The 18,234-nt window shown below is 69.7% G+C and carries 21 protein-coding genes and 1 pseudogene; 11 read left to right on the forward strand and 11 right to left on the reverse strand.

All coding sequences use genetic code 11. The annotated features are described in order from the left end of the window. Positions 1-32: 32 nt before the first annotated feature. Complete coding sequence (locus tag B2K11_RS01100; RefSeq protein ID WP_163616004.1) at positions 33-890, reverse strand: alpha/beta hydrolase; 858 nt, start codon at positions 888-890, stop codon at positions 33-35. 178 nt (positions 891-1,068) lie between these two features. Here B2K11_RS01100 and B2K11_RS01105 point away from each other — a divergent pair, with 178 nt between their 5' ends. Beyond that, on the forward strand, positions 1,069-2,325 hold the full coding sequence (locus B2K11_RS01105; RefSeq protein ID WP_163616005.1) for an MFS transporter: 1,257 nt from the start codon (positions 1,069-1,071) through the stop codon (positions 2,323-2,325). 52 nt (positions 2,326-2,377) lie between these two features. Beyond that, complete coding sequence (locus B2K11_RS01110; RefSeq protein ID WP_239525558.1) at positions 2,378-2,764, forward strand: TIGR02611 family protein; 387 nt, start codon at positions 2,378-2,380, stop codon at positions 2,762-2,764. Positions 2,765-2,900: 136 nt separating this feature from the next. Here the strand turns inward: B2K11_RS01110 and B2K11_RS01115 are convergent, their stop codons facing one another. Next, on the reverse strand, positions 2,901-3,095 hold the full coding sequence (locus B2K11_RS01115) for a DUF3073 domain-containing protein (RefSeq protein WP_163616007.1): 195 nt from the start codon (positions 3,093-3,095) through the stop codon (positions 2,901-2,903). Between the two features lie 168 nt (positions 3,096-3,263). Between B2K11_RS01115 and B2K11_RS01120 the strand changes: the two genes are divergently transcribed. Continuing rightward, the gene (locus B2K11_RS01120; protein WP_163616008.1) at positions 3,264-3,803 is read left to right on the forward strand and encodes a universal stress protein; all 540 of its coding nucleotides are present in this window, start codon (positions 3,264-3,266) and stop codon (positions 3,801-3,803) included. Between the two features lie 152 nt (positions 3,804-3,955). Here B2K11_RS01120 and B2K11_RS01125 read toward each other — a convergent pair whose 3' ends face one another. Both B2K11_RS01125 and B2K11_RS01130 read right to left on the reverse strand, forming a co-directional pair. Next, the gene (locus B2K11_RS01125) at positions 3,956-4,564 is read right to left on the reverse strand and encodes a PadR family transcriptional regulator (RefSeq protein WP_163616010.1); all 609 of its coding nucleotides are present in this window, start codon (positions 4,562-4,564) and stop codon (positions 3,956-3,958) included. Then, positions 4,564-5,517: a DUF4097 family beta strand repeat-containing protein gene (locus B2K11_RS01130; protein WP_163616011.1), complete on the reverse strand. Its 954-nt coding sequence runs from the start codon at positions 5,515-5,517 to the stop codon at positions 4,564-4,566. Before B2K11_RS01130 ends, B2K11_RS01125 begins: the two co-directional genes overlap by 1 nt. A gap of 267 nt (positions 5,518-5,784) precedes the next feature. On the opposite strand from B2K11_RS01130, the gene B2K11_RS01135 reads away from it, so the two are divergent. After that, positions 5,785-6,588 (forward strand): MerR family transcriptional regulator, encoded by an 804-nt coding sequence (locus B2K11_RS01135; protein ID WP_163616012.1) that lies wholly within the window; start codon positions 5,785-5,787, stop codon positions 6,586-6,588. Positions 6,589-6,670: 82 nt separating this feature from the next. On the opposite strand, the gene B2K11_RS20410 is transcribed toward B2K11_RS01135, so the two are convergent. Continuing rightward, positions 6,671-6,835 (reverse strand): hypothetical protein, encoded by a 165-nt coding sequence (locus tag B2K11_RS20410; RefSeq protein WP_204259965.1) that lies wholly within the window; start codon positions 6,833-6,835, stop codon positions 6,671-6,673. Between the two features lie 211 nt (positions 6,836-7,046). Here B2K11_RS20410 and B2K11_RS01140 point away from each other — a divergent pair, with 211 nt between their 5' ends. From B2K11_RS01140 to B2K11_RS01165, 6 genes and pseudogenes are all read left to right on the forward strand, one after another. Then, positions 7,047-7,934: an SDR family oxidoreductase gene (locus tag B2K11_RS01140; RefSeq protein ID WP_163616014.1), complete on the forward strand. Its 888-nt coding sequence runs from the start codon at positions 7,047-7,049 to the stop codon at positions 7,932-7,934. Between the two features lie 36 nt (positions 7,935-7,970). Beyond that, the gene (locus tag B2K11_RS01145; RefSeq protein WP_163616016.1) at positions 7,971-8,237 is read left to right on the forward strand and encodes a Rho termination factor N-terminal domain-containing protein; all 267 of its coding nucleotides are present in this window, start codon (positions 7,971-7,973) and stop codon (positions 8,235-8,237) included. 90 nt (positions 8,238-8,327) lie between these two features. Continuing rightward, on the forward strand, positions 8,328-9,296 hold the full coding sequence (locus tag B2K11_RS01150; RefSeq protein ID WP_163616018.1) for a DNA topoisomerase IB: 969 nt from the start codon (positions 8,328-8,330) through the stop codon (positions 9,294-9,296). A gap of 49 nt (positions 9,297-9,345) precedes the next feature. Continuing rightward, positions 9,346-9,759: a CrcB family protein gene (locus tag B2K11_RS01155; RefSeq protein WP_163616019.1), complete on the forward strand. Its 414-nt coding sequence runs from the start codon at positions 9,346-9,348 to the stop codon at positions 9,757-9,759. After that, positions 9,756-10,133 (forward strand): fluoride efflux transporter CrcB, encoded by a 378-nt coding sequence (gene crcB / locus B2K11_RS01160; RefSeq protein WP_163616021.1) that lies wholly within the window; start codon positions 9,756-9,758, stop codon positions 10,131-10,133. The genes B2K11_RS01155 and crcB overlap by 4 nt, the downstream gene beginning before the upstream one ends. Positions 10,134-10,250: 117 nt before the next feature. Continuing rightward, a pseudogene (locus tag B2K11_RS01165) lies at positions 10,251-13,325 on the forward strand (efflux RND transporter permease subunit); the annotation flags it as partial. A 1,262-nt stretch (positions 13,326-14,587) separates the two neighbouring features. On the opposite strand, the gene B2K11_RS01170 reads toward B2K11_RS01165, so the two are convergent. From B2K11_RS01170 to B2K11_RS20415, 5 genes are all read right to left on the reverse strand, one after another. After that, positions 14,588-15,184 (reverse strand): class I SAM-dependent methyltransferase, encoded by a 597-nt coding sequence (locus B2K11_RS01170; protein WP_163616023.1) that lies wholly within the window; start codon positions 15,182-15,184, stop codon positions 14,588-14,590. Between the two features lie 43 nt (positions 15,185-15,227). Further along, complete coding sequence (locus B2K11_RS01175; protein WP_163616107.1) at positions 15,228-15,665, reverse strand: VOC family protein; 438 nt, start codon at positions 15,663-15,665, stop codon at positions 15,228-15,230. Between the two features lie 34 nt (positions 15,666-15,699). Further along, a complete protein-coding gene (locus B2K11_RS01180; RefSeq protein ID WP_163616025.1) occupies positions 15,700-15,930 on the reverse strand; it encodes a YkvA family protein in 231 nt (76 codons plus the stop codon). 93 nt (positions 15,931-16,023) lie between these two features. Next, complete coding sequence (locus B2K11_RS01185) at positions 16,024-16,194, reverse strand: hypothetical protein (RefSeq protein WP_163616027.1); 171 nt, start codon at positions 16,192-16,194, stop codon at positions 16,024-16,026. Between the two features lie 26 nt (positions 16,195-16,220). After that, the gene (locus B2K11_RS20415) at positions 16,221-16,388 is read right to left on the reverse strand and encodes a hypothetical protein (protein ID WP_204259966.1); all 168 of its coding nucleotides are present in this window, start codon (positions 16,386-16,388) and stop codon (positions 16,221-16,223) included. Between the two features lie 288 nt (positions 16,389-16,676). Between B2K11_RS20415 and B2K11_RS01195 the strand changes: the two genes are divergently transcribed. Continuing rightward, entirely contained in the window at positions 16,677-17,000 is a 324-nt protein-coding gene (locus tag B2K11_RS01195; RefSeq protein ID WP_163616028.1) for a putative quinol monooxygenase, read from the forward strand. A 48-nt stretch (positions 17,001-17,048) separates the two neighbouring features. On the opposite strand, the gene B2K11_RS01200 is transcribed toward B2K11_RS01195, so the two are convergent. Next, positions 17,049-18,134: a DUF998 domain-containing protein gene (locus B2K11_RS01200; RefSeq protein ID WP_163616030.1), complete on the reverse strand. Its 1,086-nt coding sequence runs from the start codon at positions 18,132-18,134 to the stop codon at positions 17,049-17,051. Between the last annotated feature and the right edge of the window lie 100 nt (positions 18,135-18,234).

Here is an 18,234-nt window from a genome sequence, read left to right on the forward strand (position 1 = left end):
GTGCTCATTCCTCTCGATGAATCGGGGTGCCGTCAGCGGGCGAGGAAGCTGACCGCGACGGGCGCGAACTGCTCGTGGAACTGGAAGATCCCGCCGTGACCGGAGTCGCGGTAGATGACGAGCTCGGATCCCCGGATGCGGCGGTGCAGGTCTTCCGAGAGCACGGAGGGCACCATCCGGTCGTTGTCGCCGTTGGCGATCAGGGCGGGCTGGGTGATCTTCGAGAGGTCGGCCGGCGCGGAGCGCCCCCACTTCTTGATCGCCTTGAGCTGCGTCCGGAACGCCTTCGTCGTGATGGGGGCATCGCGATCGACGGTGCGCTCCTGGAGGCGCCTCACGAAGGCCTTGGCCGCGAGCTTGCCGGTCGCGTTGCGGTTGAAGAAGAGGAACTCCTTCGGGTCCGACCGCGTCAGCGTGGCGCGCAGGATGTCGTAGTACGTGGTGCCGGCGACCTTGTCGATGTCCTTGCCGCCGGCGGGGCCGGTGCCGGTGAGGACGAGCTTGCGCACGAGCTCGGGATGCTTGACCACGAGCGCCTGGGCGACCATGCCGCCGAGCGAGAAGGCGAACACGTCGATCGTGTCGAATGCGAGCCCTCGGATGAAGGCGTAGGCGTCGTCTGCCATCGCCTCGACGCTGTCCGGCACCTCGCCGGTGGAGGCGCCGACGCCACGGTTGTCGAACGTGATGACGTGGCGGTCCTTCGCGATCGGATCCACGATGCGCGGATCCCAGTTGTCGAGAGTTGCGGCCAGATGGACGAAGAAGACGACGGGGACGCCCCCCTTCGGTCCCAGCTCGCGATAGGCGAACGTGACCCCGCCGGTGGAAAGGGTGCGGGTCGGTGCCTGCGCATACGACGTGATCGGGTCGCTGCTCGTGGTGCTCATGAGGTTCTCCTTGCTGTTCGTGGAAGGTCGGATGCGAGGATCGGATCCAATGCTGAGTACGCTCAAGTATGAGTGTCCTCAGTAATAATGTCAATACCCAGCCCGATGCGCCGATGGACGGAGGCAGGGCGCCGCCGTCCGCGACCGTCGGTCTTCTCGCGCCGCCTAGGGTTGACAGGTGAGCTCCCCCTCGTCCCGACCCCTCTGGCGTGGTCGAGCGCTCGCCCTCGTGGGCATCGTGCTGTTCGCCTTCTCGCTGCGTTCCGCGGTCGCCTCGCTGTCACCGCTGTACGACCACATCGCCGCCGACTTCGACGTGCCGGCGGCGGTCATCGGGCTGATCGGCACCGCGCCGCCGGTCTGCTACGCCGTGTTCGGCCTGCTCACGCCGGCCCTCGAGCGGCGGTTCGGGCTCGAGCGCCTGGCAGTCGTCGCGATGGTCGTCGTCGCGATCGGGTTGATCGTCCGCAGCCTGGCGCCGGGCTCGGGACTGCTGCTGGCGGGCACGGCACTGATCTTCGCCGCAGTCGGCGTGGGCAACATCCTGCTGCCGCCGCTCGTGAAGCGGTACTTCGCCGATCGCGTCGGGCTCATGACCACCGTCTTCTCCACGACGATGGCGCTCGCGACGTTCGTCCCGCCCCTCGTGGCGGTGCCGGTGGCGGATGCCTCGGACTGGCACGTGTCGCTGGGGCTCTGGGCCGTCTTCGCCCTGGTCGCGAGCGTCCCGTGGATCGGCCTCGCGGTGCGCCATGCCGCGGCCGAGAAGAGCCGTGCCGAAGCGGCGGCCGCGGACGATGACGACATCGAGCAGCCGAGCCCGCGCGCCTTCGGCCGCATGTGGCGGCTGCCTGTTGCGTGGGCGCTGCTCGTCGGGTTCGCCGTGTCGAGCAGCCTCGCCTACACCGCGTTCGCATGGCTGCCGACGATCCTCGTCGACATCGCGGGCGTCACCCCCGTCGTGGCAGGCGTGCTGCTGGCGCTGTTCGGGTTCATGGGTCTGCCGGCATCGCTGGCGGTGCCCCTGCTGGTCACCCGGGGCAACGCGACCCGCGCGCTGTTCGGTGTCGCCGTCGGCACGGGCTTCGCGGGCATCGCAGGGCTGCTCTTCGTCCCCACCGTGGCGCCGTGGCTCTGGGTCGCGCTCCTCGGGCTCGCACCGTTGCTCTTCCCGATGATCCTCGTGCTCCTCGGCCTGCGCACCCGCACGCACGAGGGCGCAGTGGCGCTGAGCGGGTTCGTGCAGAGTGGCGGCTACGCGATCGCCGCCGTCTTCCCCGTCGGCATCGGGCTCCTCCACGACGCGACGGACTCCTGGACCGGCCCGCTCATCGTCCTCGCCGTCGTCGTGGCGGCCGCCATCCCTGCCGGCGTCGTCGCCGCGCAGCCGCACACCGTCGAGGACGACTGGGAACGTCGCCACGGCGCCTGGTGAGGCATCCGAAGTTCTCAGGCCCTTCGCGATATATCGTGTTAGGTTCGCCGACGTGACCAACGACGAGACCCCGGGACCCCTCGAGACCCCTGCAACTCTCGAGACTCGCGTGCGCACCGAGATCGCCGCTGCCGAGGCGCCCGACCGTCCGATCCGGCGGATGCTGCGCCGCGCGCGCCGCTGGATCGACGGGCATCCGCGGCTCAACCGCGCCTACCGGTTCGGGGTCGGCGCGGTCGGCGGCATCCTCGCGGTGGGCGGGCTGCTGCTCGTGCCACTGCCGGGACCGGGATGGCTCGTGGTGTTCCTCGGACTCGCCGTGCTCGGCACGGAATTCCACTGGGCGCGACGAACGGCCGCGGCGCTCAAGCGCCTGCTCGACCGATTCTGGGCGTGGTGGCGAGCGCGACGCGCGGCCCGCGCGGGCGACACGGCCTAGCTGTACCGGGTACACCTAGCGGCACGCAGACCAGCTCCACCGCGCGGGCCGAACGCGGGTGCCGCGCTGCGGGCGCACGCCACTCACCCTGCACCCGCGCGCGAACACGGGGTGAGGGTGAGAGCGACGGAGGAGTTTAAGCCTGCGACGACGAGACGGGCGAGGTCTCGTCCTCGTCTTCGTCGTTGTACTGGTCGGCCCACTTGTCGACGAACTCGTCGTCGTGGTGACCGAGCTCGCGCTCGAGTGCCGAGTAGTTCACGTTGTACGTGTCGTACTTCAGCTCACGGGCGATCTTGGTGTGCTTCGCCTTCTGACGGCCACGCCCCATGCGAGACCCCCTCATTTAAGGTCGCGGGCTATTCTGCGGGCTCTGGGCCTCGCAAACCCGGGCATTCACGAATCCGGCTTCGAACCGGTAAGAGTAGCATTCAGGATAACACGGAGCCCCGGTAGCCCGGCCGCTGCGGCCCCAGGGGCATAGGAGGAGTGCGGACATATGACCGATGAGGCATCCGAGCCCCAGGGCGAGGCGACGAGCGACGAGAGCCTCCATGGGGCGGTGGTCGCGGGAGTGATCCCCGACCAGTCGCCGCGGGTCCTCAAGGAGGCTGCCCGCTACGCGAAGCTGTTCCAGGTGCCGCTGGTCGTGGTCCACGTCGACGTGACCCGCTTCGTCACCTACGAGGACCCCGACGGGTACGTCCACTCGGCGCCCATCGACATCAACATCGCTGCCGGCGAGGGTGAGCTGGCGAAGGTGCAGGATGCCGCGGCATCCGTTCTCGGCGATGCCTGGCCGCACTGGACGGTGCGCCAGCTGGTCGGCGACCCGGCGATGGCGATCAAGCACTTCGCCGATCAGGTCGACGCTCGGCTGATCGTCGTCGGCACCCGCAAGCGCGGCTTCGGCGAGTCGGTCCGCGAGTTCTTCACCGGTGCGGTCGGCGTGCGCCTCGCGCACCGGCAGCACCGCCCGATCCTGATCGTGCCGCTCGGGGAGCCGGTGCCCGACGACGAGGAGATCTGGCCCGCCTGAGCGGGGTGAGATCCTCGGTCGGTGAGCGAGCGAGCGAGCGCCGGCGAGCGAGACGAAACGCCCCGGACCTGCGAGAAGGTCCGAGGCGTTTCGTCTCGCTTCGCTCGCTCAACGACCGGGGCAGATGCTCCGGGCCGTCGACCGGAACGGCCTCAGCCGCGCAGCGCGCGTGTCACCTCTCGGGCGACCTGGTCGAGCTCGCTCGCCACCTGATCCACGATCGAGGCCGCGAGGTCGCCGCCGCGCGCCACATGGACGCGGACGTCGCCGCGCAGGTTCGCGCGGAACTCGTTGACCAGAGCGTCGAGGCGCTGCATCTGCTCGCGGCTGCGCACCCGCGGGTCGTCTTCGCGCGGGCCCTGGGGCGTGGATTCGCGCTCGTCGTGAGAGGCGGCGGCCAGGTCGGCGCGCAGGCTCTTCATCGCCTCGCGAACGCTGCCGCGCACCTCGTCGGCGATGAGCCGCACCGAGTCGGCGAGTCCCGCCTCGATGCCCACGAGGTCGCCCGCGCGCGCCTGCACTTCGGCGTGGCCGGCCTCGGTGATCGCGTACACGGTCTTGCGGCCGTCGACCGACTTGGTCACGAGTCCCTCCTCTTCGAGCTTCGCCAGGCGCGGATAGATGGTGCCGGCGCTGGGGGTGTAGGTGCCCCCGGTGCGGTCCGACAGGGCCTGCATGATGTCGTAGCCATGGCGCGGACCTTCATCGAGCAGGTTCAGCAGATACAGGCGCAGATCGCCGTGCGAGAAGACCGGGGTCATCACAGCTCTCCTCGGTCGAAGCCGGCCGCCGCTTCACGGGCTGCCGAGTCATCGGTGCCGTCGTCTCCACCGGGGGCCGTCGGCGTGGATGCAGCGGGCGTTTCGGACGCCGGGGATGCGGCATCCGCAGCCGGGGTGGCCGCGCGTCGCAGCACCGTGATGTCGCCCGAGACGCTGTGGGCGCGCACATCGGCGAAGCTGCCGCTGAGCTCGCCGACCGAGCCGGCGAAGTTGGTTGTCGGGCCCGTGCCGTTGCCCGAGCGGACGACGCCGTCGACCTGTACGCGGCCACTAACGCTGCGGACGACGTAGTTGGCCGGGTAGCCCTCGTCGAGGCGCACCGTAGAGCTGCCGCTCACGGTGTTGAGGCCGACCGACAGGATGTCGCCGGTCGAGTCGACGAGGACCGCGCCCGAGACAGTGTCGATGGTGGCCTTGCGCAGCGTGCCGGTCGCAGCGACGTCGCCCGAGACGCTGTTGGCGTTGAGCGCGCCGACGAGCTCGCGCACCTGCACGTCGCCCGACACGGCGTTGACCGAGAGGTCGCCGCTGAGGCCGTCGACGATGATGTCGCCCGAGACGGTGTTGAGGGATGCGTCGCCGCGCAGGCCCGAGACGAGGGCACTCGCACTGACGACCCCGAGGGTGAGGGCGACCTCGCGGGGGACTGCGACGCTGATCTCGGCCTTCGGGCCGCCGGCGCCGAAGTTGCGGAACACCTCGAGGAAGTTGTCCCAGCGCAGCTGCGGGTGGTCGATCTCGACGTGGTCGTCCGCGACCTCGATGCGGAGGTCCTTGACGGTGACGTCGTGAACTTCGATGCGGATGCCGGGCTCGTCGTGGGCGATCACGTCGATCTGCCCGCCGACGAGTCCGATCTTGAGCGTGCGCACGGTCTCGATGTCGATGACGCGCGTCTCGCCCGGGTGGATGATCCACTTCTCCAGGGTCATGACTGTTTCTCCTGCGTATCTCGGGGGTTCAATATCGCGATATATCGCGTGAGGCCAGGGTAACACGATATATCGCGAGTCTGTCAAGGCCGGGTTTCGAATCTCCAGGTTCTTCCGGGTTGGGGCGCACCGCGGACACTGGGGCGCACGCCGGGCGCTCCAAGTGCACGCGACGCGCCCCAAACCCCGCAGCAAGCGGATGTCCGGGCTTGACCTTGACGCAGCGTCAAGCTTTAACGTGGTCGACGAACCAAGAGGGGAGGCGACATGGACCAGGACGAATGGTCGATCCAGCAGATCGCGAAGCTGGCGGGCACCACCAGCCGCACGCTGCGTCACTACGACGACATCGGGCTGCTTCCGCCGTCGAGCATCGGCCACAACGGCTACCGGTACTACGACCGGGCGGCGCTCGTGCGCCTGCAGCGCATCCTGCTGCTGCGCGAGCTCGGGCTGGGCCTGCCGCAGATCGCCGATGTGCTCGAGCGGGAGACCGGCGAGGAGTCGGCTCTCGAGGCCCACCTGGCGTGGCTCCGTCAAGAGCAGGACCGGCTGGCGCGACAGATCGCGTCGGTGCAGCACACCATCGACGCAATGAGAGGAGGTGAAGGAATGATGGCAGAGAACATGTTCGACGGCTTCGACCACACGCAGTACAAGGACGAGGTCGAAGAGCGCTGGGGAAAGAAGGCGTACGCCGACAGCGACCGCTGGTGGCGCTCGATGAGCGCCGACGAGAAGGCCGCATGGCAGCAGCGGGTCTCAGACCTCGGTCGCGATTGGATCGCGGCCGCGGAGGCCGGGATCGCACCCGACAGCGACGAGGCTCAGGCGCTCGCGAAGCGCCACGTCGAGTGGCTGACCGGCGTGCCGGGCACGCCCGCGTCCGCCCCGGGCGGCGACGTGAAGGGCTACGTGCTCGGTCTCGGCGAGATGTACGTGGCCGATCCGCGCTTCGGCGCCCAGTACAGTTCGGAAGCGCTTCGCGCCCGGGCGACGACCGACGGCGGCACCCGCGGTGCAGAGTTCGTGCGCGACGCGCTCCGCGTCTACGCGGAAGCGCACCTGTAGGCGCGAGGGCACCTGCCGGACAGACGGATGCCGCGGCCCACTCCGGCCGCGGCATCCGCTGTCTTCACGACTGTGGTGCAGATCAGGTGTTTCGGTTCCCGCTGATCACTCTGAACAGGAATGCGATCAGCGCGATGACTCCGATGATGATGGCCACCCACAGCAGCCAGCTCAGTGCGGAGTTGAGGCCGCCGACGATCGCGAGCACGATCGCGACGACGATGATGATGATCAGGGCGAGGTTCATGGGACGTTCTCCTTCTGCGTTGTCGATGCAGGGAATGCACCGCATGCCTCGTGGGCATGAATCGACAGTGGCACCCCGGCGACGCGGCCCGTAGGGGCTTGACGGCGCTGGTTTTCCGGTGATAAGTCGGCCGGCCGACCGGTGATACGGCCGGCGGGCGGCGATGTCAAGCCCCGTGAGCGCATCCTCGCGCATCCGTATTTTCGCGGGTATGAGCACATCGGCCTCCACCGACCCGACGACCGCCCACCACGACGGCTCGTTCCCGCCGCAGGAGCAGGAGCAGCCCGGTCTGACGGAGGAGACCCACCCGGAACCGGACCACGGCGAGCGCTCGTACCGGGGCGCGCTGCGCCTGACCGAACGGAGGACCCTCATCACCGGCGGCGACTCCGGCATCGGCCGTGCCGTGGCGATCGCGTTCGCACGCGAAGGCGCCGATGTCGCGCTGACGTACCTGCCCGAGGAGCAGGAGGACGCCGATGAGACGGCCCGCTGGGTCACCGAGGCGGGGGCGCGCGCCTTGCCCATGGTCGGAGACCTGCAGGAAGAGGACTTCTGTGCCGAGATCGTCGACCGCGCCGTCGGCGAGTTCGGCGGCCTGGACGTGCTCGTGCTCAACGCCGCGTATCAGAAGGACCGCGAGGGCATCGAGAAGCTCGAGACCGCCGAGTGGGACCGTGTGTTCCGCACCAACCTGTACGCGCAGATGTTCACGGCGCGTGCCGCAGTGCCGCACATGCAACCCGGGTCGTCGATCATCGTGACGACCTCGATCCAGGCGTTCAACCCGTCGCCGGGGCTGATCGATTACGCCATGACCAAGGCCGCGCAGGTCGCCTTCATCAAGGCGCTCGCGCAGGAGCTGGGCCCGAAGGGCATCCGTGTGAACGGCGTCGCCCCGGGACCGATCTGGACACCCCTCATCCCGGCGACCGGATGGGATGCCGAGCGACTCGCGTCCTTCGGCCAAGACACGCCCCTGGGACGGGCAGGGCAGCCCGCTGAGCTCGCCGGTGCCTACGTGTACCTGGCGAGCGACGACGCGTCGTACACGTCGGGGGCGATCCTGCCGGTGACCGGGGGCAAGGGCCTGTGACATCCGCCCACGAGGCGGTGACCGAAGGAGGAAGCCATGCCAGGAGGACGCGGGTCGAATCTCAAGGACCGCGATCTGTACGAAGAGCTCCGCGACGAGGGCGCTTCGAAGGAGAAGGCTGCGCGCATCTCGAATGCCGCTGCCAGCCAAGGCCGCAAGACCGTCGGCCGGCGCGGCGCGAAGGCGAAGGACTACGACGAGCGCACCGTGCCCGAGCTGCGAAAGCGCGCGAAGGAGCTCGGCCTCAAGGGGTACTCGGGCAAGAAGAAGTCCGAGCTCGTCGCGATGATTCGCAACCACTGACGGCGTGGTCGCCGTTCCCGCCGCCGAGCGCGCAGTCGAGTCCATCGACGGGCGCTCCGGCGGGACCGACGACCCGGGTAGCGTGAGCGGATGCCGAAGCTCGTCCGCGTGCGCCCCTACGAGGACCCGGGCTTCCGCAGGCTGCGTGCGGGTTCCGGGTTCCGCTACCTCGATGCGAAGGGCCGTGCGCCGGTGCCGCGACATCTGGCCCGCATCCAGGCGCTGGTGATCCCGCCCGCCTGGCAGGACGTGTGGATCAGCGTGCGGCCAGAGGGGCACATCCAGGCGGTCGGCGTCGATGACGCCGGCCGACGGCAGTACCTCTATCACGCGGACTGGACCGCCGGCCGCGACCGCGGCAAGTTCGCGCGAGCCTTGGCGCTCGCCGAGGCCCTGCCTCGCGCCCGCGCCCGGGTCACCACGTCGCTGCGACGGGACGCGCTCGACCGCGAACGGGTGCTGGCGGTCGCGTTCCGGCTCCTCGACGACGCGGCGCCGCGCATCGGCTCGGAGCGCTACCTCGCCGCGCACGGCAGCCGGGGCCTCACGACCCTGCAGCGACGGGATGCCACGGTGGAGGCATCCGTCGTCACGTTCTCCTTTCCGGGCAAGAGCGGCAAACGGCAGCTTCTCGAGATCGACGACGTGGAACTCGCCGCTGTCATCGAACTGCTCGCGGCGGGAAGGCCCCGCTCGCCGCTGCTCGCGTGGCAGCGCGGCGGACGCCGCATGCCGCTCACTCCGGCCGAGGTGAACGCGTACGTGCGCTCGCTGACCGGAGGCGGGTTCACCGCCAAGGACTTCCGCACCCTGCGCGGAACCATCCTCGCCGCCGAGGCGCTCGCGCGCATCGGCACGGTCGACACGAAGACCGACCTCAAGCGCGCCGAGGTGCTGGCGGTGCGCGTCACCGCCGAGGCGCTCGGCAACACGCCCTCGGTCGCGCGCGGCTCCTACATCGATCCGCGCGTGTTCGCCCGGTACAGAGACGGCCAGCTTCTCGACCTGTCGATCACGCCCGAGTCCGCGATCCGCGGCCTGCTCCGCCAGGGGCGCTGAGCCCCTCGACAGGCTCAGGGACCGTGGGGTGGCGGAGTAGCGTGAAGGGATGCCGCAGCCCGTCGACCCGCGCGTGCTCGGGGTCACCGTGGCGGGCGGGGCGATCGGCGTGCTTGCGCGTGCGGTCCTCGTCGCGCCCGTCGATGATCCGGCCGCCGTGGCGTGGGTGACGCTCGGCATCAACGTCGCCGGATCCCTGATCCTCGGGATCGTGGTCGGCTGGCTCGACGACCGCCGCCCGCTCGCCCGCGCCTTCCTCGGCACGGGGATCCTGGGCGGCTTCACGACCTACAGCGCGTTCGCGGTCGCGACGGCGCTGTGGGTCACGACGCCGTGGCTCGCGGCGGGGCTGGCCGCGGCATCCGTCGTCGCAGGTGTCGCGGGAGCGCTCGCCGGACTCTTCCTCGGACGCCGGATCTCGGACCGACCGGGTCGGATCGAACTCCCCGAGGACGCCGAGTGAGCCCCTGGCTGCTGCTCGCCGCACTCGCCGGCGGCGTGGGCGCCGGGCTCCGCTACATCGTCGATCGGCTGCTCACGCCGGTGAGGGGCATGGGGTTCCCGTGGGGGATCCTCGTGGTGAACGTCTCGGGGTCCTTCGCCCTCGGGGTGATCACCGGGCTCGGTGCCGCCATCGCCCCCGAGCTGTCGCTGGTTCTCGGTCTCGGCCTGCTCGGCGGCTACACGACCTTCAGCACCGTCTCCGTCGAGACCGTGCTGCTCGCCCAGCGGAGACGCCGGCGGGAAGCCGCACTCAACCTCTTCGGCACGCTCGCGCTCTCGGTGCTCGCCGCGGGCTTGGGACTCCTGCTCGGCGGGTGGATCGCGGCGCTCTGAGCGTGGAGGGCTCGGGGATCTCAGATGAGAACTGCATGAAATACTGACAACCGATACATCTCCGTATCGTGCGGGCTCCCGCATCCCTTGCACCACCACACCAGCGAAGGCCTCCGTGTGTCGAACCTCGCCGTCCTGAGTCTCAAGAACCGCGCTCTGATCGCTCTGATCACAATCGTCGCCGCCATCTTCGGCGGACTCGCGCTCACGAACCTCAAGCAAGAACTCATCCCCTCCATCGAATTCCCCGCACTCATCGTCGTCTCGACCTACCCGGGTGCGTCGCCCGAGGTCGTGAGCAACGACGTGTCGGTGCCCATCGAGACCGCCATCCAGGGCGTGCCGGGGCTCGAGTCGTCGACGGCCACGAGCACCACGAACGCCTCGATCGTGCAGGCGTCCTTCACCTACGGCACCGACCTCGCGACCGCCGAGCAGAAGATGACGCAGGCGATCAACCGCATCAAGAGCCAGCTGCCCGAGGGGGTCGATCCGAGCGTCATCTCGGCGAGCATCGACGACTTCCCGGTGATCCAGCTGGCCATCACCGGCTACGACGACGAGGCGACGATCCAAGCTCAGCTCGAGGCATCCGTCGTCCCGGATCTTGAGGATGTCGACGGGGTCAACGCCGCGCAGATCGTCGGCGGCGTCGGCCAGCGGGTCACGATCACCCCCGACCAGGCGGCGCTCGCCGCGGCGGGCTTCACGCAGCAGGCGATCAGCGACGCGCTCGAGCAGAACGGCGTGCTGTTCCCGGGCGGTGAGGTCACCGAGAACGACGAGACGCTCACGGTGCAGACCGGCTCGAAGATCACGACGGTCGACGAGATCGCGGCGCTGCCGCTCGTGCCCTCGACGGCCGACCAGTTCCAGGGCGGCGCGACGACCATCGCGGATGTCGCGACCGTCGTCGAGGAGACCGACCCGGTCACCACGGTCTCACGCGTGAACGGGGAGCCGGCCCTGACGATCGCGGTCACCAAGCTCCCCTCGGCCAACACCGTCGACGTGTCGCGTGGCGTGCTCGCGATCCTTCCCGACCTCGAGGAATCCCTCGACGGCGCGGAATTCACCGTCGTCTTCGACCAGGCCCCCTACATCCAGGAATCGATCGACACGCTCGCGAAGGAGGGCCTGCTCGGCCTCGTCTTCGCCGTCCTCGTCATCTTCGTCTTCCTGCTGTCGGTGCGCTCGACGCTCGTGGCCGCGATCTCGATCCCGACAAGCCTGCTGATCACCTTCATCGGTCTGCAGGCGTTCGGCTACTCGCTGAACATCCTGACGCTCGGCGCGATCACGATCGCGATCGGGCGCGTCGTCGACGACTCGATCGTCGTCATCGAGAACATCAAGCGGCACTACGTCGGCGATTCCGACAAGAAGACCGCCATCCTGCGCGGCGTCCGGGAGGTCGCCTCGGCCATCACGGCGTCGACCATCGTGACCGTGGCGGTCTTCCTGCCGATCGCGTTCGTCGGCGACGTCACGGGGGAGCTCTTCCGTCCGTTCGCGATGACCGTCACGATCGCGATGACGGCGTCGCTCTTCGTCGCGCTGACGATCGTGCCGGTGCTCGCGTACTGGTTCCTGAAGCCCGGCAAGCAGATCCTCGACGCCGAGGGCGTCGCGATCGACCCCGAAGACCCGGCCGCCCCGCCGAGCCGCCTGCAGAAGTCGTACCTGCCGATCCTCCGCTGGACGCTCAAGCACTCGTGGGTGACGCTCGCACTCGCCGTGCTGGTGCTCGTCGGCACGATCGCCGCCGCGCCGTTCATGAAGACCAACTTCTTGGGCGACTCGGGCCAGAACACCTTCACGATGACGCAGGACATCGGTCCGGCGCCTTCGCTCGAGGCCGAGAGCGCCGCCGCGGAGCAGGTCGAAGAGGTGCTCCTCGGCATCGACGGCATCGAAACCGTACAGGTGTCGATCGGCTCGAGCGGCTCGGCGCTGCGCGACGCGTTCTCGGGTGGCGGTAGCGGCATCACGTATTCGATCACCACCGACTCCGGCGCCGACCAGGTGGCACTGCGCGAAGAGGTGCAGGAGGCGGTCGCCGACCTCGACGACGCGGGCGAGATCACCGTCGCGGCGGGCGGCGGCGGCTTCGGCTCGACCGACATCGCGATCGACGTCACGGCCCCCGACTCCGACACCCTGCAGACCGCGACGGATGCCGTCATCGACGCCGTCGACGGCGCGGAGGGCGTCGGCCAGGTCTCGAGCAACCTCGCGGCGTCGCTGCCCTACATCGCCGTGACCGTGGACCGCGACAAGGCGGCGCAGCTCGGCCTGTCGGAGGTCGCGGTCGGCGCGCTGGTGTCGAACACGATGCAGCCGCAGTCCATCGGCACGGTCGAGATCGACGACACGTCGCTCACGGTGTACCTCGCCGCCTCCGAGACCCCGGCGTCGCTCGACGAGCTGCGACAGCTGCAGGTGCCCAGCGCCACAGGCCCCATCGCGCTCGAGGAGGTCGCGACGGTCGAACAGAGCGAGGGCCCCACGTCGATCACGACCGAGGCCGGCGAGCGAACGTCGACCGTGACGGTGACCCCGTCGACCGACGACCTCGCCACCGCCTCCGCCTCTGTGACGACAGCCCTCGCGGACGCCGACCTGCCCGCGTCGGCCGACGCGACGCTCGGCGGCGTCGTGACGCAGCAGCAGGATGCGTTCTCGCAGCTCGGCCTCGCCCTGCTCGCGGCCATCCTGATCGTCTACATCGTGATGGTGGCCACGTTCAAGTCGCTGCGCCAGCCGCTGCTGCTGCTCGTCTCGGTGCCGTTCGCGGCGACCGGTGCGATCCTGCTGCAGATCATCACGGGCGTGCCGCTCGGCGTCGCGTCGCTCATCGGCGTGCTGATGCTCATCGGCATCGTGGTGACGAATGCGATCGTGCTCGTGGACCTCGTCAACCAGTACCGCGAGAAGGGGCTCAGCGCGCACGACGCGACCGTCGCCGGTGGCTCTCGCCGTCTGCGCCCCATCCTCATGACGGCGCTCGCCACGATCTTCGCGCTGACGCCGATGGCGCTCGGGATCACGGGTCAGGGCGGGTTCATCTCGCAGCCGCTCGCGATCGTCGTGATCGGCGGCCTGGTGTCGTCGACCGTGCTGACGCTGCTCGTGCTGCCGACGCTGTACAACCTCGTCGAGGGCGCGAAGGAGCGGCGCGCAGCGCGTCGTCGCGACCGCGGTGACGAGGACGGCGGCGACGGCGGTCCGGCTACTGAGGGTGACGGCCCGGCGGGCGGAACCGATGCCGTGGACGAGCGCGAATTCGTCGGCGCCGGTGTCGGCGCGGGTGCACGCGCGGGCGCCGCGGCGGCCGGGGCCGGCGAGGCAGGCGCCGGTGCGGCAGGCGCCGGTGCGGCCGGTGCCGGTGCGGCCGGTGCCGGTGCGGCGGGTGTCGCGGCCGGTGCCGCAGGCGCGGCCGCCCTCGAGACCCGGCGCCAGCGTCGCCAGCGCGAGCGCGGCGGCGTGGCAGAGGTCGCCGTGCCGGTGATCGAGGAGGGACCCGACGTCGAGGTGTCGGACTCTGCACCCGCTCCGGCGATCGTTGACGACGTGCCCGCGGAGGCCGAGGAGCAGGCTCCGGCGTCCGCCGGCGCTGACTCGCCGGCCGACTTCGAGGTGCCCGTCATCGACGCTGTGCCGACCGCTCAGCCCTCGGGCGACGCGGTCGCGGAGCCGAACGAGGTCCCGGATGCCGACGGGCAGGATGCCGCCGCGCATGCACCGGTGACCGAGCCGGAACTCGACGCGTCCGAGTCGTCGGAGGATGCCGTAGAGAGCGAGACCGAGACCGCGACCGAGGCCGACGTGACGGGCGGTGACGCGTCCGAGGCGGACGCCGATGTGGCAGACGTCGCACCGGTCGGTGCCGAAGGTGAGACCGGTGCGTTCGGTGGATCCGACGTCGAGCCGGCCGAGCAGCCCGAGACCGCGGCGGACGAGGCGGCAGAGCAGCCCGAGACCGCGGCGGACGAGGCGGCAGAGCAGCCCGAGATCGCGGAGGACGAGGCGGCAGCGCAGCCCGACCGCGCGGTGGACGAGGTGCAGCCCGAGGTGTCGACCGGTTCAGAGGATGAGCCCGAGGCGGAGTCCGCCGACGAGGCCGAGAGTGCGGCTGAAGTCCGCGATGCGGAATCCGAGTCCGTCGCGGACGAGGCCCGTACGTCCGAGGAGCCGGAGCCTGAGCAGGGCGACGCGACCCACGACGACGAGGTTCGCCCCGAGTCCTCACCCGCCGAGACGGAAACCGAAGCCGAGCCGGGATCCATCGAGAGTCCCGAGACGGACGAGGATCCCGCTTCCGACCGCGACGGCGAACACGGCGACCGCCGCCACGACGCCTGACTCCGGTCTCGAACGAGCCTGAAGGGACGGATGCCGCGAGCAGCGGCATCCGTCCCCTTCTCAGTTGCAGCGGCTGACCCGCGCCGAGCTCAGCTCCTGCTGACGATCAGATACCGCTCGTCGTCGATGGGGCGGCCCCAGAACGATGCGTCGTCGAGCGGCCGCAGCAGCACGTCGTCGCGGAACCGACCGACGAGCTCCGCACATTCCGCTGCGCTCAGCCCGGCGCCCGTATGCCATCGGCCTTCGATGAGGATCAGGACGCCGGCGGGGACGAGCAGGCCGATCCAGGTCGCCAGCGCGGCTGCCGGATCCGGCATCGCCCACAGCACATGCCGAGCGAGGACGACATCGTAGGAACCGGCCGGGAGGCCCGGGTCCGCCGCGTCGGCCACGGTGAAGACCGGTGCCGGCACGATGCCCTCCGCCTTCGCGCGGGCCCGTCGCACCATCTCGGGCGAGAAGTCGACACCGCTCACGACGTGCCTGCCCTCGACCGCGAGGAGGACCGACAGCGTGCCCGTTCCGCATCCGAGGTCCGCGACGTGGCGGCCGGGATCTCCTACGAGGGGAAGCAGCAGATCGGCCCAGGCGCGACGGGTCTCCGGATCACGCAGGCCGTGATCGGCCGCGTCGTCGAACGTCAGCGCTTCGCGATCCCACAGAGATCTCGACTCGTCGGTCACCCGGTGGTCCTTCCGCGAATCTGGTCGGTCGGGCGATCGCCGGTCAGCTCTTCTTCAACTCCTCGGCGAACATCACCAGGATGCCGCTGGGACCGCGGAGGTAGGTGAGCTTGTAGACGTCGTCATAGGTGGCCACCCCGCGCAGCGGGTGGCAGCCGTGCCTCGCGGCGATCGCGAGCGCTTCGTCGATGTCGTCGACGGAGAAAGCGACGCGGTGCATGCCGATCTCGTTCGGAAGGGTGGGTTCCGTCTCGATGGCGTCGGGATGGATGTACTCGAAGAGCTCGAGCTGACCGTGACCGTCGGGCGTCTGGAGCACGGCGATCTTGGCGTGGTTGCCCTCGAGGCCGACGGCGGTGTCGGCCCATTCGCCACTGACCGTGTCGCGGCCGAGGACCGTCAGGCCGAGGTCCGTGAAGAAAGCGATCGCCGCGTCGATGTCGCGCACGGCGATGCCGACATTCTCGAGCTTGATGGCCATGAGCTGCATGCTACTCATGGGCTCCGACGCACTCCTAGTGCGACGTGAGGCCGGCCTGCCAGCGGTGCTGCTCACGGGCGAAGAGCACGGCGAAGGTGCCCCACACGCCGATGTCGTCGGCGAAGCCGAGCGGCCCCAGGAGCAGCTCGGGAATCAGGTCGATCGGCGCGAACGTGTAGACGACGGCGGCGATCGCCACGACCCATGTCGTCGGTGCGACACGATGCTCGCGGCGCTTGACCGCCCTGAGAAACCTCCACCACATGCACCCCAGTGTGCGTGCCCCGCACGCCCGGGGGCCTGTCGAGACGGAATCGTGATCGTTCAGTCAGGGGATGCACAGCCCGCGGTCAGCGGGTCACGGCTCGCCCTGATCCGACTCGTCGTCGGGGATCTCGTCGCTGCGCGGCCCGACGAAGTCGCCGGTGATGGTGTGCTCGCGTTCGACATCCTTGATGACGTCGGTCTTGAGATCGCTGGCGGGATTGCTGTCTTCCGGGGACAGGCGCGGAACGAAGCTGTCGGTCATCACACTCTCCTTCGCGGCCGAGCCGCCTAGCGGTCGGCCTTCTCGTCCTCTTCCGGCTCGAACGTCGACGGCACGCCCGTGTGGCCCGCCGCGACCCCGTCGGGCGCGTCGGGGATCGTCCCGTCGCGTCCGAGGCCGCCCGGCTTGCGGGTGCCCTCGTCGTCCGTCTTCGGCTCTTCTGCGTTGCGGTCCATGTGATGCTCCTTCGTCCTCAGGGGAAACGTACGTCCACGCGCGGGCGCACGGACCCCGGTTGACAAGGGCGGAGCGGCGCGGCAGGAACCGTTCCCTCACCCCGCAGCGGTGTCAGGACGCGCGGAGCTCCGCGCGCCGCAGCTCACGACGCGGTCGACGATCAGCGCGTCGATCCCCTCGCGTCTCAGACAGGCGGCGACGGCGAGCCCCGCAGGCCCGGCTCCGACGACGAGCACATGAGCAACGGCGGCGGACGCTCTGTCGGAGCATGGGGCTACCGTCGACGCATGGTGTTCGCGAATGCAGGAAGTCTGGGTGCCGCTCCCGGCAAGCGGGACGAGCTCGTGCGCCACCTCACGCGCCGGAGCGACCACCTGCGGGAAGTCGGCTGCCTCCTGTACGAGGTGGGCGTGAACGACGCGGATCCCGACACGGTCTACGTGATCGAGCTGTGGGAGAGCGCCGACGCGCATCGTGCCTCGCTGGCGCTCCCGGAGGTGCAGGCTTCGATCGCGGATGCCCGCCCACTGCTCTCCGGCGCCTTCGGCGGCTTTCAGTTCGATGTCGTCGGTTCGCCGCTGCGCGACGGTTCGGCTCCGGCGCCGTCCTGACACCAACGGGCGTCGCGCGCTGAACTGCCCGCGTCGGGACCGTCCCCGTCAGTCCGGGCGGCCGGCGACGCCGAGGAAGCGGATGAAGACCGCGATCCAGCCGAAGATCAGCGCGAACACGATGATCTCGAACGCGGTGAGCGAGAAGAAGCCGATCGCGGGGATGAAGAGGATCACCGAGGCCACCATGGCCGCGAGGAATGCCCATGACGCGACGAAGTAGGTGCGCGGCATCCCTCGGAGGAAGTTCGGCCCGCCGATGAGCAGGACGAGGAACATCGCCGCCATACCGGATGCCGAGAGGTTGTGCAGCGCGAGGTTCACGTCGACGGGGAACACGCCCACGCACGCCAGCATGATGCCCATGATGGCGAAGAGTACGGAGACGATGCGCGGTCCGCGCGGGTTCTCGAGCACGCCCGCCGCCGCGAGGGCGCGCATGTCGTTGGCGATGTAGACGGCGAAGGTCGTCACGAGCAGACCCGCTGCCATGAGGGTGCCGTTGAACACCCAGCTCGACAGGTCGTCCTCGAAGGAGCCGAGATGGCTGAAGTGGATCGTCCACCACTTCGGGTCGGGCGTCGTGACCATGGCCGTGAGCGTGCCGATGGCGATGAACGCGAGCAGCAGCGATGACATGCGCTGCGTCGTCATCGCCGAGACCGAGAGGAACACGATCCACGTGGTGATGCCGAGTGTCACCGCCATCAGCACGACCGCCCAGAACGTCACGATCGGCAGCCCGATGAAGCCCATGGCGAGCACGCGATACAGCGCGTACACCGCCACGAAGGCGAGCGCTGTGTGGACGATGACCACCGAGATGGTGTTGACGATGAACTTCCACGACGGCAGTGTCTGCCGCCACTCCTGCCCGGGACGGTTGCGCGCGCGCCAGTACTCGGCCGTCGATGCGGCGGCGGCGACCACTGCCGCGCCGCACGCCGCCCATACCGCGAAGGAGTCGGCTTGGCCGGCGAGCTGCAGATCCGGCGCGAACACGCCGACGAGGAGGCCGTAGACCGCCCCGATCGCGCCGGCAATGAGCCCGGCGTAGACCGCCTGAGACTCCGCACGGCGGCCGGGTGTGGGTGCTGCCGTCGCGGGCAGGGTCGAGGTGTTCGTGGTGCTCACGAGGTCAGAGTACGACCGCTCCCGGCCGTCCGGGGTGTTCGGCGCGACACGATCCGGTGACGGATGCCACGGGCCGCGTCTCGATGCTCCGGCGAGGGAG

This window comes from Microbacterium sp. B35-30 (assembly GCF_010634855.1).
Classification (GTDB): Bacteria; Actinomycetota; Actinomycetes; order Actinomycetales; family Microbacteriaceae; genus Microbacterium.